This is a genomic window from Microcoleus sp. T2B6, assembly GCF_036700475.1.
GTDB lineage: Bacteria > Cyanobacteriota > Cyanobacteriia > Cyanobacteriales > Microcoleaceae > Microcoleus.
On the sequence record NZ_JAUBOZ010000153.1, the window covers coordinates 1 to 12,980 of the forward strand.

General features: G+C 44.9%; 18 protein-coding genes and 1 pseudogene. 12 read left to right on the top strand and 7 right to left on the bottom strand.

Annotated elements, in window-relative coordinates; genetic code table 11:
- From QUA00_RS34265 to QUA00_RS37005, 4 genes and pseudogenes are all read right to left on the bottom strand, one after another.
- Window positions 1-822, bottom strand: an 822-nt coding sequence (locus QUA00_RS34265) for a transposase (protein WP_333412957.1), incomplete at its 3' end; no start/stop codon positions are given.
- A gap of 9 nt (window positions 823-831) precedes the next feature.
- Window positions 832-1,035, bottom strand: a pseudogene (locus QUA00_RS34270) (IS607 family transposase); the annotation flags it as partial.
- 142 nt (window positions 1,036-1,177) lie between these two features.
- On the bottom strand, window positions 1,178-1,420 hold the full coding sequence (locus QUA00_RS37000; protein WP_445305780.1) for a hypothetical protein: 243 nt from the start codon (window positions 1,418-1,420) through the stop codon (window positions 1,178-1,180).
- The gene (locus tag QUA00_RS37005; protein WP_445305781.1) at window positions 1,371-1,670 is read right to left on the bottom strand and encodes a MerR family DNA-binding transcriptional regulator; all 300 of its coding nucleotides are present in this window, start codon (window positions 1,668-1,670) and stop codon (window positions 1,371-1,373) included. Before QUA00_RS37005 ends, QUA00_RS37000 begins: the two co-directional genes overlap by 50 nt.
- 284 nt (window positions 1,671-1,954) lie before the next feature.
- On the opposite strand from QUA00_RS37005, the gene sir reads away from it, so the two are divergent.
- From sir to QUA00_RS34305, 6 genes are all read left to right on the top strand, one after another.
- Window positions 1,955-3,943: a sulfite reductase, ferredoxin dependent gene (sir, locus tag QUA00_RS34280; RefSeq protein WP_333412961.1), complete on the top strand. Its 1,989-nt coding sequence runs from the start codon at window positions 1,955-1,957 to the stop codon at window positions 3,941-3,943.
- Window positions 3,944-4,181: 238 nt separating this feature from the next.
- Window positions 4,182-5,036, top strand: coding sequence for a 16S rRNA (uracil(1498)-N(3))-methyltransferase (locus QUA00_RS34285; RefSeq protein WP_333412964.1), 855 nt, complete (start codon window positions 4,182-4,184; stop codon window positions 5,034-5,036).
- An 80-nt stretch (window positions 5,037-5,116) separates the two neighbouring features.
- On the top strand, window positions 5,117-5,347 hold the full coding sequence (locus QUA00_RS34290; RefSeq protein WP_333147873.1) for a hypothetical protein: 231 nt from the start codon (window positions 5,117-5,119) through the stop codon (window positions 5,345-5,347).
- Window positions 5,337-5,603 carry a type II toxin-antitoxin system PemK/MazF family toxin gene (locus tag QUA00_RS34295; protein ID WP_333147875.1) on the top strand — a complete coding sequence of 89 codons (267 nt, stop codon included), beginning with the start codon at window positions 5,337-5,339 and terminating at the stop codon, window positions 5,601-5,603. The genes QUA00_RS34290 and QUA00_RS34295 overlap by 11 nt, the downstream gene beginning before the upstream one ends.
- 187 nt (window positions 5,604-5,790) lie before the next feature.
- On the top strand, window positions 5,791-6,219 hold the full coding sequence (locus tag QUA00_RS34300; RefSeq protein WP_333147877.1) for a lysozyme inhibitor LprI family protein: 429 nt from the start codon (window positions 5,791-5,793) through the stop codon (window positions 6,217-6,219).
- A gap of 65 nt (window positions 6,220-6,284) precedes the next feature.
- Complete coding sequence (locus QUA00_RS34305; RefSeq protein ID WP_333147879.1) at window positions 6,285-6,749, top strand: hypothetical protein; 465 nt, start codon at window positions 6,285-6,287, stop codon at window positions 6,747-6,749.
- 308 nt (window positions 6,750-7,057) lie between these two features.
- Here the strand turns inward: QUA00_RS34305 and QUA00_RS34310 are convergent, their stop codons facing one another.
- Window positions 7,058-7,381, bottom strand: a complete 324-nt coding sequence (locus QUA00_RS34310; protein ID WP_333412966.1) for a YgiT-type zinc finger protein — start codon at window positions 7,379-7,381, stop codon at window positions 7,058-7,060.
- Between QUA00_RS34310 and QUA00_RS34315 the strand changes: the two genes are divergently transcribed.
- Entirely contained in the window at window positions 7,371-8,528 is a 1,158-nt protein-coding gene (locus tag QUA00_RS34315; RefSeq protein WP_333412968.1) for a tetratricopeptide repeat protein, read from the top strand. The two genes, QUA00_RS34310 and QUA00_RS34315, sit on opposite strands and share 11 nt — an antisense overlap.
- 105 nt (window positions 8,529-8,633) lie before the next feature.
- Here QUA00_RS34315 and QUA00_RS34320 read toward each other — a convergent pair whose 3' ends face one another.
- On the bottom strand, window positions 8,634-9,095 hold the full coding sequence (locus QUA00_RS34320; RefSeq protein ID WP_333147887.1) for a hypothetical protein: 462 nt from the start codon (window positions 9,093-9,095) through the stop codon (window positions 8,634-8,636).
- Between the two features lie 318 nt (window positions 9,096-9,413).
- On the opposite strand from QUA00_RS34320, the gene QUA00_RS34325 reads away from it, so the two are divergent.
- From QUA00_RS34325 to QUA00_RS34340, 4 genes are all read left to right on the top strand, one after another.
- Complete coding sequence (locus tag QUA00_RS34325) at window positions 9,414-10,031, top strand: alpha/beta fold hydrolase (RefSeq protein ID WP_333412970.1); 618 nt, start codon at window positions 9,414-9,416, stop codon at window positions 10,029-10,031.
- A gap of 2 nt (window positions 10,032-10,033) precedes the next feature.
- Window positions 10,034-10,645, top strand: coding sequence for an alpha/beta fold hydrolase (locus QUA00_RS34330; RefSeq protein ID WP_333147891.1), 612 nt, complete (start codon window positions 10,034-10,036; stop codon window positions 10,643-10,645).
- A 153-nt stretch (window positions 10,646-10,798) separates the two neighbouring features.
- Window positions 10,799-11,062, top strand: coding sequence for a hypothetical protein (locus QUA00_RS34335; RefSeq protein WP_333147893.1), 264 nt, complete (start codon window positions 10,799-10,801; stop codon window positions 11,060-11,062).
- Between the two features lie 2 nt (window positions 11,063-11,064).
- On the top strand, window positions 11,065-11,517 hold the full coding sequence (locus QUA00_RS34340) for an HNH endonuclease (RefSeq protein WP_333412972.1): 453 nt from the start codon (window positions 11,065-11,067) through the stop codon (window positions 11,515-11,517).
- Window positions 11,518-11,550: 33 nt separating this feature from the next.
- On the opposite strand, the gene QUA00_RS34345 is transcribed toward QUA00_RS34340, so the two are convergent.
- Window positions 11,551-11,982 carry a VOC family protein gene (locus QUA00_RS34345; RefSeq protein ID WP_333148384.1) on the bottom strand — a complete coding sequence of 144 codons (432 nt, stop codon included), beginning with the start codon at window positions 11,980-11,982 and terminating at the stop codon, window positions 11,551-11,553.
- Between the two features lie 11 nt (window positions 11,983-11,993).
- Here QUA00_RS34345 and QUA00_RS34350 point away from each other — a divergent pair, with 11 nt between their 5' ends.
- Window positions 11,994-12,860, top strand: a complete 867-nt coding sequence (locus QUA00_RS34350) for a DUF92 domain-containing protein (RefSeq protein WP_333148389.1) — start codon at window positions 11,994-11,996, stop codon at window positions 12,858-12,860.
- The last annotated feature ends 120 nt before the right edge of the window (window positions 12,861-12,980 follow it).

Genomic DNA, 12,980 nt, shown 5'->3' on the forward strand with positions numbered 1-12,980 from the left:
ATTGGCCAACATCCCGGAAACGTTCAAATTTTCTACTACTATTTTTGCGTGGTTTTTGCATAAGTAAGTAGTGATTTGATGCCGAGTATTTTTTCTAAGATTTGCTACCTTAGCGTGATGCTTTGCTAATTGAATTTTGGCTTTGTATCTATTCTCGGAACCCTTGACTTTTCTGGCAAGAACCCTTGACAACCTCTTGAGTTTTGCGAGATGTGCTTTGTAGTGCTTTGGGTGAGGAAATACTACGCCCGTTGAAAGTGTAGCTAACTCTTTGACTCCCAAATCAACTCCTACAACATCATGACTTTTGATTGTTGGTTCATGCTCTTGTTCGTAGGCAAATGCGATAAACCAACTATCGGCAGTGCGCGAAATGGTAATTGACTTGCAAGTTGTATGAGGCAATCCCTCGTGAGTTTTTACCCAGCCGATTGTCGGCAACTTTATAGATGTACCGCCCACAGGGATAGGCTTGCCACTCGCATCAATAGTGAAAGAATCGTGATGCCCCTTCTTCTTGAATTTGGGATAGCCACCTTTTTTTGAGAAGAATCTAGAGAAAGAATCCCCAAGGTTATCAAACGCATACTGGGTAATTTTTTGGCAAATACCTGCCTCTTTAATCCACGTAAACTCAGGTTTTACGTGGTTGTTAAAGAATTTCTTGAGGAGGTATTTATTTGGCTTCAGTCCATCTTGATAAAGATTACTCCAAGTAGCCAAGCCCCAATTATAAGTAAACCTTGCTATTCCAGCGTGTTTACTCATAACTGTTGCTTGGCTCTTGTTTAACTTTAACTTTGTTTTGATGGATAAAAGCATTGTTCGACCTCAACACTGTATTTCTTGATTGCTCAATTTTGCCAGGTCTTGTACGGGCTTGTCAATAGCATTTTTTAGGTTTTCTTTGAGCTCTTTGGAGTAATTTCGTAGACCGTATAGACGGCAAGAGAAGCAGTGGATTATCGCCATCAAATCTTCTACTAATTCATGCTGGGGGGACAACGATAATTGATTGGCGACTACAATTTCGCATCGGGAGCATCTCACCTTTGCAGCCCTCCGCTAGAAATTGGAGTTTTGAGGCAGGAGGCAGGAGGCAGGAGGCAGAAGGAAAGAGGCAGAAGGAAAGAGGCAGAAGGAAAGAGGCAGAAGGAAGGAGCCAGAAGAAGTATTTTTACAAATATGAGATGCTCCCTTCGCATCCAACCGACGTGGCAAGCTCTTGGATGAATTCAAAAGCAAAGCGACACATTCTGTCTTTGTGTGCAATTACAATTATTGATATTTCACCTTTGAGCATTGACAGCATGATTGCTAGAAACTTTTTCCTTTTAAAATTTAGTCCGCCCCCAATTTCTGACACCCAATCATCGACTGTTAATCCTCGACAAGGGCAGAAAGCTTCCATTGCCAGCATCTGATTTTTGAGTTCCGGCTTCTGTCCACTGGACGAAACAAGGGCGGTAAACGACCGTTTTTCGGTTGGCTTCTCTGGGCTTCAATCCGTTGGCTATCAAGAGATCGTCTTCGGTGTAGAACCGATGACCTGACAGGGTGCGCAAGGCTTGCAATTTCCCTGAAACGTCCCAACGTTGGAGTGTTTTTACTGACAATCCCAGCTTTTTTGCGAAAACGCGCGAGCTTAAACAAAATGGTACACCGCATATTTGTCTACAAGTGTACTATTTTGTCTATTTATTCGCTACCTAGGGACTAGCTCTTAATTACAATTTTTCAGGCCCGGCTCGATCGTGTTACAATTAAGCACCATCAGAATTCCTAGCGGATTACCGTTATTAACTTACTTGTTAACTTAGTTGTTAACCGAGTTGTCAACAGATCCGACACAGCATTTCTGAGGAGATTTGTCAAGTGCAAATTTGTCAAGTGTCAAATTGTCAAGAAATATTCGATCGGCTGTATCTAATTATAACTGGCACTATACATTCCCATGATCACATCTTCCACTTCAACCCCAGTTGCGCGCAAGCCCTCTAAATCAGAAGGTCTCAAAGAACGGAGCAACTATTTACGAGAACCCGTTGCGACTGAACTGTTACAAGAAACAACCCACTTCACCGAAGAAGGGATTCAGATTCTCAAATTTCACGGCTCGTACCAGCAAGACAACCGCGACAATCGAGTTAAAGGACAAGAAAAAGACTATCAGTTCATGCTCCGCACCCGCAATCCCGGCGGGTTCACTCCGCCGCAATTATACTTAGCCTTAGACAAGCTATCTGAAGAATACGGCAACCACACGATCCGCGTCACAACGCGCCAAGGTTTCCAACTGCACGGCGTGTTGAAAAAAAATCTTAAAGCAGTGTTTTCCTCAATTATTAAAAATATGGGGTCAACCTTGGGAGCTTGCGGCGACTTGAACCGCAACATCATGGCACCTCCGGCACCATACAAAAATCGCCCAGAATACCAGTATGCGCTGCAATACGCCAACAATGTCGCCGATTTACTGACACCGCAAACCGGTGCTTATTATGAAATTTGGTTGGATGGGGAAAAGGCTGTTTCGGCGGAAGAAGACCCCGCAGTGAAAGCTGCCAGACAGTCCAACCGCAACGGCACAACATTTGACGACAAAGAAGAACCGATTTACGGCAGCCATTATATGCCGCGCAAGTTCAAGTGTTCCGTCACCGTGCCGGGAGACAATTCAATTGACTTGTACTCTCAGGATTTGAGCTTGGTGGTAATTACCAATGAAGCTGGCGAATTGCAAGGTTTTGACGTGTTTGCTGGCGGCGGTTTGGGCCGCACTCACAACAAAGAAGAGACTTTTGCGCGGGTTGCTGATGAGATTTGCTATGTAGCCAAGGATGATGTTTACGATTTGGTCAAGGCAATTGTAGCAACCCAAAGAGATTACGGCGATCGCACAGACAGACGGCACGCGCGGCTGAAGTACCTGATTAACGACAAAGGTGTACAGTGGTTCCGCGAAAAAGTAGCCGAATATTTTGGCAAGCCGCTAGAAGCGTTTAAACCCCTGCCTGAGTGGAAGTATTTTGATTTCTTGGGCTGGAACGACCAGGGAGACGGTAAACTGTTTGTCGGCATTTCCGTGGACAATGGCCGGATCAAGGATGAAGGTTCATTTCAGCTAAAAACAGCTTTGCGGGAAATTGTGCAGAAGTACAACTTGCCGGTACTGGCGACGCCGCACCAAAACGTGCTGATTTACGATATTTCGCCGGATATCAAACAGGAAATTCAGGGAATACTCGATCGATGTGGCATTCAGCGGGAAACTGCGATCGACCCCTTAGTGCGCTATGGGATGGCCTGTCCAGCAATGCCGACTTGCGGGCTGGCGATTACCGAATCGGAGCGCGTGATGCCGAGCATTTTAGAGCGGATTCGGGCACTTTTAACCAAAGTGGGCTTGGCAGACGAGCATTTGGTGGTGCGGATGACTGGTTGCCCAAATGGATGCGCCCGCCCTTATATGGCAGAATTGGGGTTTGTCGGGAGTTCCCCGGAATCCTACCAGATTTGGCTGGGCGGTTCTCCCGATCAAACGCGGCTGGCAAAACCCATTGAGGAAAAGCTGCACGTCAAGGATTTTGAAGCTTTTCTGGAGCCGATTTTTGTTTATTTCAAGCAAAAACGGCAACTGAGCGAGAGTTTTGGCAATTTTTGCGATCGCGTCGGGTTAGAATCTATCCGTCAATTTGTAACCAACTACCAATCTGCTGACTCGATGACAACTGAGATTAATGATTTAAAAGTTACGTCTAGTAACGAAGATGAAAACGAGACTGCCACTGCTGGCGGTGGCAAAGTCCGCCGCCGGATTAGCGTCCGCGATGAAATCTACAACGAGCTCAAAGAAGAAGCAGCCCGTCAGGGCAAGCCGATTACACAGCTAGCTACAGAAGCGATTTCCACTTATTTAAAGAAGATTAAGGAGGAAGGATAAGCCGATTTTCGATTCTATTCAATAGACTTCTGGCAAAAGTAATATAAAGGCAGAGCATTTGCAGAAAAAACGTGAATTTGTAAAAGAATTCCGGTTGTAGATGCTTTGCCTTTATTGTTTTTTGAACAGTTGAAAGCCCCCTGCCTATCTCCTCTCATTCTCTCTTCCTCTGCGTTCTCTGCGTTCTCTGCGGTTAAATAAAAAAATCTCTAATAGAAAACGAACAATCCCAAATTCAATGCCTCAATTACAAAGATTAGCAATTACTGTCGCTCAAATTTGCGATCGCAAAATCGACTTAACTAGAGAACAGCAGCATTATTTAAATCGAGTGCTACGTTTGCAAGCGGGCGATCGATTTATTGCAATGGACGGCCGAGGACATTGGTGGTTAGCAGTCCTAGAAGCCCAGGAAACCGGGTTATTTGCCTCGATAACAGAGGAGATTGCTGTGAACAGGGAGCTACCAGTTGAAGTGACTTTGATGGCGGCATTGCCCAAGGGAAACGGGTTTGACGAGGTTGTGAGGCAGGCGACGGAGTTGGGTGTGGCAAGTATTGTGCCGGTAACGAGCGATCGAACTTTGCTCAAACCAAGTGCTCAGAAAGTCGATCGGTGGAGGAGAATTGCTGCGGAGGCGGCGGAACAGTCGGAACGTCAATTTGTGCCGACGATTTTAGAGCCGGTTTCGTTTGAATTGGCTGTGAAAGATTGCGGTCAAAAATATCGATTTATTTGTGTGGCTCGCGGGGAAAATCGGCATTTGTGGGATTGTTTGTTGGGTAATTTAGAACCCCCCCAGCCCCCCTTGTTAAGGGGGGAGCAAGAATTCGATCCCCCCCAGCCCCCCTTAATAAGGGGGGAGCAAGAATTCGATCCCCCCCAGCCCCCCTTATTAAGGGGGGAGCAAGAAGGGGAAGAATTATCGATTGTGATTGCTGTTGGGCCGGAGGGTGGATGGACTGAGGGTGAGGTGAAAAGGGCGATCGGATGGGGTTTTGAAGCTGTTTCTTTGGGGAGTAGAATTTTAAGAGCGGTGACAGCTCCGATTGTGGCTTTATCTTTAGTTGGCGCGGCCTTTGAGAAGTGCTAATATCCACCAAGCTGATCGGAGACTTGATGGGTTTGGCGATCGCAGCTAAAATGTAAATAGATAATTATCAGAGAAGTAATATGTTACAGTCAGTAGAGGGGATATACCGAAATGGCAAAATTGAGTTATTGGAAATGCCTGCCGACATAGAAGAAGCGCAAGTTATTGTTACTTTTATGCCAAAAGTAGGGTTAGTGAACTTGCAATCTCGCGGTATCAACCAGGAACAAGCAGCAGATTTACGGGTTCGGTTGAGTAGATTTGCTCCTGATTGGGAACTACCGGAGATGGATGCTTACGATGCCTTATAGTCGCGGTGATGTGGTTTTGGTTTTGTTCCCCAGCTCGGATTTGCGTACTGCGAAACGCCGTCCAGCTTTGATAGTTCAAGCTAATAATCTGGGGACTGGTTTAGGGCAAACAATTACGGCAATGATTACTAGCAACTTAGCCCGTTCAGGACACCCAAGCCGGGTTTTTGTTTCCCTAGGAACACCGGAAGGGCAGCAAACGGGATTGCTAGCTGACTCGGTAATTATGACAGACAATCTTGTGACGCTTCTATAAGTTGAAATCGATCGCAAAATTGGTATTGTGTCGGATATGGTGGCAGTAGATGCAGCACTCAAGCACACTTTTGGAATCTGATAAAAAAAGGCGTTTTTATTCAGTAAATATAAAAAAATACTTAAATTAATCAAATCAACTCTGTCTCGTGTTAAGAGGAATTATCAGATAAATGGGTTGACGAGTCATGAAAATAGAGTTGAGGAAAGGTCGATCGCTCTTTTGGCCGATTCCCTACGGGATAGCTTCGCTTCACGCGCTTTTGGCAATTTTCGGTACAACATCAGTTTCTGCACAATCTCCGAGCTTTCCCATTGCTCAACAGATTAATTGCGATCGCCCCCAAGGGGATGCACAAGTCAGAGCTTGTATTCGGTTGAATTACGAAGCCTCCGATAAACGACTGAACGAGGTTTACAAACAACTGATTTCCCAATTGAGTGGCGAAGAGCGAGCGCTACTTTCCGAAGCACAATTAGGGTGGATTCAGTTAAGAGATAAAACCTGTGAATTTGAAGTTTATAAAAATCGTGGCGGTACCGGTTATCGAGGTTTCCTCAATGAATGTTTGGATCGCATGACTAAACAGCGCACTGCGGAATTAGAAAAGTATTAAAAAAAGAGATAGAATAGGAAGTACAGCGTACAATACCTGACAACAATAAAGAGAAACAAGTATTTATGAAAAGCCGATCGCCCTTCCCCCTCACCCTCGCCCTCATCTCAGCAATTGTAACCACCATCGTCCCAGCAGTTTTCGCCCAACGACAGCCATCAGCTAACGAAATCTACATCGATAAAAATTGTAACCGTAACCAGCAACTAGCGCAACTTGAAAGATTCACTATCTTTAGCAGAAACGAATTTACAACTAACGGTCAAAACTATTGGTTATACGCCGCCCGCTATCTAGACGGAAGCGTGCTTTTCTGTACCTCAAAACCCAACTTCAACCAACCTAAACCTCTAACAGCAAAACAAATACAATCCCAATTTATTGACAAAATAGTCCGAGACCCCAACAACAAAACAGCCTTTATCATCGCAGTCAGAAACGGAAATGGCCCTGGTGCAACAACCACAAATTACCGCTTAGATTTGAGCAATGTCGATCGCCCAAAAGTCACCTCTCTCTCTCCCTCCTAGAGCGCCGAGAAACCTTAAAAGAAGGCGAATCCCGCGAACACGCCTTCCAAGGACGGGCTGGTCAACCTATTACGATCGACCTCAAAAGCAGAGCATTCGACCACAACATAACACTGTTCGACACCAGCGGCAAAAATATTGCCGAAAAAACAGGCAACTCCCAGAATCTCCGAGAGTCTCAACTCACCGTTAAATTGCCTAGTAACGGCACTTATAAAATAGTTGTTAAAGGAGGCGATCGCACAAGCAAAGGCACTTACACATTAAGCGTTAATTCCAATCAGCTTTAACTCAATTTAAACCAAGTGCTAAGCAAACTCAAAAACAGGTGTTTCAATCACCCTAATAGGCTTTCTATCTTCCAAAATCATCTTTTGCAACTCTTCCACAGTTTCAGGTGAAAAAAAATGATCTCCCGTTTCCACACACACTCTAGCAGGAACATTTTCAATAATAATAAACTTACCGTTGATTTCAAGCGTGTAAGTTACCTTTTGTTCCACCATTGTTTCTTTCCAGATATCATATCTATAAATTAACATAAAAGCCAAAATTGTTAACCAGTGGCGAAACCAACCAAACATCAGCCAAGATAGAAACAACGCCATTCCCCCAATCGCCATGACAGACATCAACCAAATAGCCGCCGCCCTAGAGGGTAAAGAATACAAACAAGCTGCCCAACTCATCAAACAACTACAAAAAGACTCCCCCGAAAATCCGTGGGTGCAATACTATATCGCCCGCTACTACGAACTCACCAACAATCTCGAAAAAGCCCAAACAACCTACAAACAAATACTCCGCGACATCACCAACGCCAAAATCGTCTCCCAGACCCGCCAAGCTATTCAACGGATTGAAACCGCACAACAAAACCTCCGCCAACAAGCCATAGAAACCGCCAAAAACGACCCCAGCAACCTCGAACCCGGACTCCTCATCCTCGAACCCGTGAGTCCCGAAAACAAACCCGCCGCCATTCAAAATATCAGCAGAATCTTTAAAATCGACGCCTACACAACCCGGATGCAAATCCAAAGCCGCGGCTGGAGACTCTACAAAACAGGCCCCATTGCCGAACTGCGAATTTATGGTCAAGAACTCCTCAACGCCGGCATTCCCGTATTTTGGGCAACCCTCAGCGATATTCAAAAAATCCAAATCTTCCGAGTGCAGCACTTCCAGTCTCTCTCTTCCCCAGCCGTTGTTTGCAAAGATAAACTCTCACGACTCGGTGCGATCGAATTTAGCTGGTCAGAAGTTACCCAAAGAGTAGAAGGCTTGTTGCCGATGTTCATCGAAGTCATGGACTACTCGCCCAACCGAAGAAAGGATCAATTTCGCCACAGAGAAATCCGGCAAGATTACGCTCAAATCTGTGACTTACACATTCCCAGCAGAAACTGCATTCTGCGAATTTGCGACCAAAGTTACGAATTTCAACAAGGAGTTAACTTCACCAAAGCTTCTGCAGATATCCCCACTTCACCGAACTCCAAAAACAAAACATCCAGAGTCACAAACTCTCAACAAATTCCTCAAAGTACAACCAGAATTAACTGGAATAACTTACTGGAAATATTCGATCGCCAGCTTGACGTTACAGTTTGGTCAGAATTTACGCCCTTTGCCGAGACCGTGCTCGATTACACGCAGATGTTGAGAAAGATCGAATCTCATATAGAAGTCGATCGCAAATCAGAAACTCCTTGGGACTCAGCTTTTCAGCTATACAGCGGATTAGCCTTCCTCAGAAATGAAAAAAATAGGGAATAGAACAAAGAGTTAAAATTAAAAATGAGTAATGCCATTTTTTTAATTTTTAACGCCAGCATTGGGAGTTATCCAATGCCCAATTCCCTATTATCAATTCCCAAATTCCTACTTCATTTTCACCTGACGGGCCATTTCCCGGAAATTGTTCATGCTAGGGCCGGGGGTGCGACGACTTCCATTTGGTGTCGGCATTAAATTATTAGGAGCAAAAGTCCGATTCGGTTCAGCTTGACTCGGCACTTTGCCGTTAGTTGCTGCAGCAGTCGGTACCTTCACGGGTTCCGAATTATTAGCAGGAGCGCTAGCGACTGGTTCGTTTTCTTTCTTAGACTTTTTCTCTACCTTAGCCTTCTTAGCCGGTTCGGACTTCTCAGACTTCTCAGACTTAACAGGCTCAACTTTTGTCGGTGCGATCGCAGCAGGCTCAGCCTTCGCCGGCGCAACTTTTGCTGGTTCCTTCGCTCCCGATTCGCCCAAATCTAGGAAATATTCAGACTTTTTCAAGCCCAACAGTCTGCCAAAAAAGCCGAAAATACCGCCGAAGAAATTTTTGATAAAACCAAACATTAGACTTACTCCTTTTGTTCTTTTAGAGAAATTTGTACAAGCTTGTCAACAAAGTTAGATTACGAGGTAAGGCAACCTTTGTCTACATTTATTCATCAAAATTTACATTTGGCTATATCTAAGCTAGCTCATCAAAGCAAATTTTAGGTATAAATACTCGCACTGCTTTGCACTTATTTACAAACTATCTCAGAATTTGTTAGGGATTCCCACTAATGGTCGATCGTACCTCGATCCGATTGGCTCGCTGTCCTAGTAGGGGTAAAACTCCCTAGGGGAGTGATTTATGCTGTAATCAGCAAGCAATTTTCTTTTCAAATGAACAGTTCGCTCGATCGCAATCCCGTCATCCTGATACACGGCATCTGGGACACAAAGATGATTTTCAACAAAATGTCCGCCCACCTCACCCAACTCGGATGGTCAGTCCACAGCCTCAACCTCACCCCCAACGACGGTAGCCTCGGCCTCGACTTACTGGCAAAGCAACTGGCAGACTACATCTCTGAAACCTTCGAGCCAGAACAATCTTTAGACATAGTAGGCTACAGCATGGGCGGCATCGTCAGCCGCTACTACGTCCAGCGACTCGGAGGAATCAACCGCGTACAGCGTTTCATCACTCTCTCTTCCCCCCACCACGGCACCCTCACCGCCTATTCCCTACGCCTACCAGGATACCTGGATATGCGCCCCGATAGTGGCTTGCTGCGCGATTTAAATCAAGATGTGACAATGCTCAAACGCATAAACTTTACATCAATGTGGACGCCATTTGACATAATGATTGTACCGGCGAACAGCTCCCAAATGCCAGTAGGTAAAGAAGTTAAAGTCAACGTTTTGCTGCACCGCCAAATGGTGACAGAGCCCCTAAGTATTAACGCATTAGTTGAAGAACTGAAAGCACCTATTGAAAATAAAATTCCCAGTTAAAAATGAATAGCAATTTTAGCCGAAACCCAGTCTTGCTAATTCACGGAATCTTCAGAAAATCGGGAATTTTTCACAAAATGTCTGCCTACCTGACCCAACTGGGATGGTCAGTCTACACCCTCAATCTCTCGCCCCATTGGGGCAACGCCAGCATAGACGAATTAGCCCAACAAATAGCAGATTATATAGACAAAACCTTTGCGCCAGAACAGCATCTAGATATAGTAGGATTGAGCATGGGCGGTTTAGTAACTCGTTACTACCTGCAAAGGTTAGGCGGCATTAACCGAGTGCAGCGCTTTATTGCCATATCTTCTCCTCACAGCGGTACTTGGATGGCTTACACTCTCTGGGGAAAAGGCTGCATCCAAATGCGTCCTGGCAGTGCTTTTTTGGAAGATTTAAATCGAGATGCGGCCTTGTTGGAAAAGCTCAATTTTACTTCAATTTGGACAGATTGGGATTTCATCATCGTACCCGCTTCTAGTTCCCAAATATCTGCTGCAAAAGAAGTAAAATTGTCTGTTTTCGCCCATGCCATGATGGCCAGGCATTCCAGCAGTTTAAAAGCGGTCGCTGAAGCACTGTCAGAACCCTTAAAGATTGATAAATAGCTGGCTGTAAAGTAAAACGCTCTGCTTTGAAAACCCCGATTTTTTTAAAAAGTAGGGGTTCGGTATTCGGTATTTTTGAGTCTACCTAGACGGATTTAAAATTTATTGATATAATCTTAATTGAAACCAATAAAATCAACAATTATGATCGTCATGCCAAAACTGGAAAAGCTGCGAGACACTCTGCCTATAGAAGGAGCAGTTCGCATTGAATTAGTGGAAGGAATACCGATTTTCCGAGCCTCTACAACAGTCAAAAATCGCATAGAAGAACTGTTGGAAAAACAACAAAATTTGCAACTCAATCCCGAAGAAGACCAAGAACTGAATCTTTACGAAGAAATCGACGATTACCTCAGTTTTGTCAATCGAACTGTCCGCAATCTTTTCTTGGGCCAGATTCAGCCTACAGTATAGAAATGTCAGCTCGCCGTCAAATTCCTGAGAATATCCAAAATCAAGTTCGTCAGAGAGCCAACTGTCTGTGTGAATATTGCCATGCTTCCGAACAATGGCAGTATGTAGAGTTTACGATCGAGCACATCATTCCTCTCACTAAAAAAGGGAGTAACAATATTGACAATTTGGCACTAGCTTGCTTTCATTGCAACCGTCAAAAATCCGATAAAACTACAGGAATAGATACCCAGTCGAGTGTAGAAGTACCATTGTTTAATCCCAGACAAGATACCTGGAACGAACATTTTATTTGGTCGGCGGATGGATTATCAATAGTTGGTTTAACTACAATTGGACGAGCTACAGTTACAGCATTAGTCTTAAATCGAGAAAGAGTTATTAATATTCGTACTGCTGACAAAGCTATAGGGCGACATCCACCAGCAGGTGATTTGATTCAATCCGAAAGTTGATATGCTGCAACTGGTTGTTATTTCACGCAGCAATCAAACAGCATCGCCAACTTCAGCGTATTCGCTGCGACCAAAAATTGCTTCAGCTTCGCAGTAATACTTGAACTCCAGTATATTGTGGAAAGGGTCTTCTAAGAAGAAAGTACGGTGCTCTGTAGGCAAACCGACAAATCGCCGTCTCGGTTCTTGATAGAAATTTAACTTGTTTTGCTGGGCTTTTTCTAGCAACGCTTCCCAGTCAGCTTCGGAAGTAAAAATTAACCCAAAATGCCGAGGATAGATGCCTCGCTGAGGCGTCAAAGGTTCGCGGCTGACGTGGGCGACAATTTGATGGCCGCACAAACCCATAATCGCAGAATTAGGCGATTCGCGACCTAGTTCGCAGCCGAGCCCGTCTACATAGAACGCTTTTGTTTGGGCAATATCGGTCACGGGGAAGGCAAGATGAAATAAGACTTGGTTCATGGAGGTACTAAATGCAGAATTCAGAATTGTTCTTTAATTATTTATCTTGGTCTAATCCTTGGTTGGTGGCGATCGCCCTAAATACAGTTTTACTCACGATCGCCACCATAGCTCCTAAAAAATTGCTCACTCCCGCTGGCCAATTTCACGGCTGGGGGCTGGGCGTCCTCATCTGGGGCTGTTTGGGATGGCAAGGCTATGCTGTCGTGATGTTTTACTTTCTTGTCGGATCGGGAGTTACCCGCATCGGCAAAGCCCAAAAAGAAGCAGAAGGCATAGCCGAAAAGCGTTCAGGCGCCAGAGGCCCCGAAAATGTCTGGGGTTCGGCTTTAACCGCTACTTTTTGTGCTCTGGGAGTTTTGGCATTATCTATTTTAGCAGAGACAGGCAAAATGTCTGTTTTAGGAGAGACAGCAAAGATGGCTGTTTTAGGAGAGACAGGCAAGATGCCTGTGCCACAAGATGCTATTTCTCTGTTATTGCTGGGTTACGCGGCGAGTTTTTGCACCAAACTTTCCGATACCTGCGCCAGCGAAATCGGCAAAGCTTACGGAAAGCGGACTTTTTTGATTACTAGCTTGCAGCCTGTACCTAGGGGTACGGAAGGGGCCGTTAGTTTGGAAGGAACGATCGCGGGTATTGTCGGCTCAATTTTGATGGCGCTTTTAAGTTGGGCAGTCGGTTTAATTGACTTGACAGGGATTGTTTTTTGTGTTGTTGCAGCTTTTATTGCCACGAACATCGAGAGTGTGATTGGGGCGACGGTGCAATCAAAGTTTGAGTGGCTCACCAACGAGGTAGTAAATTTTTTCAATACACTCATAGGAGCGATCGCAGCGATTATTTTAGCGGCAACCTGGAGAGCTTTTTTAACTTAGGAATGAGAATTAAATAACTTCCACTCTTGAAAGTGGGATGGGCGTCCCGCCCGTCCTTTTTGGACGGGCGGGACGCCCATCCCACAATAACAATTAAAATTGTAAGTTATTTAATTCGCG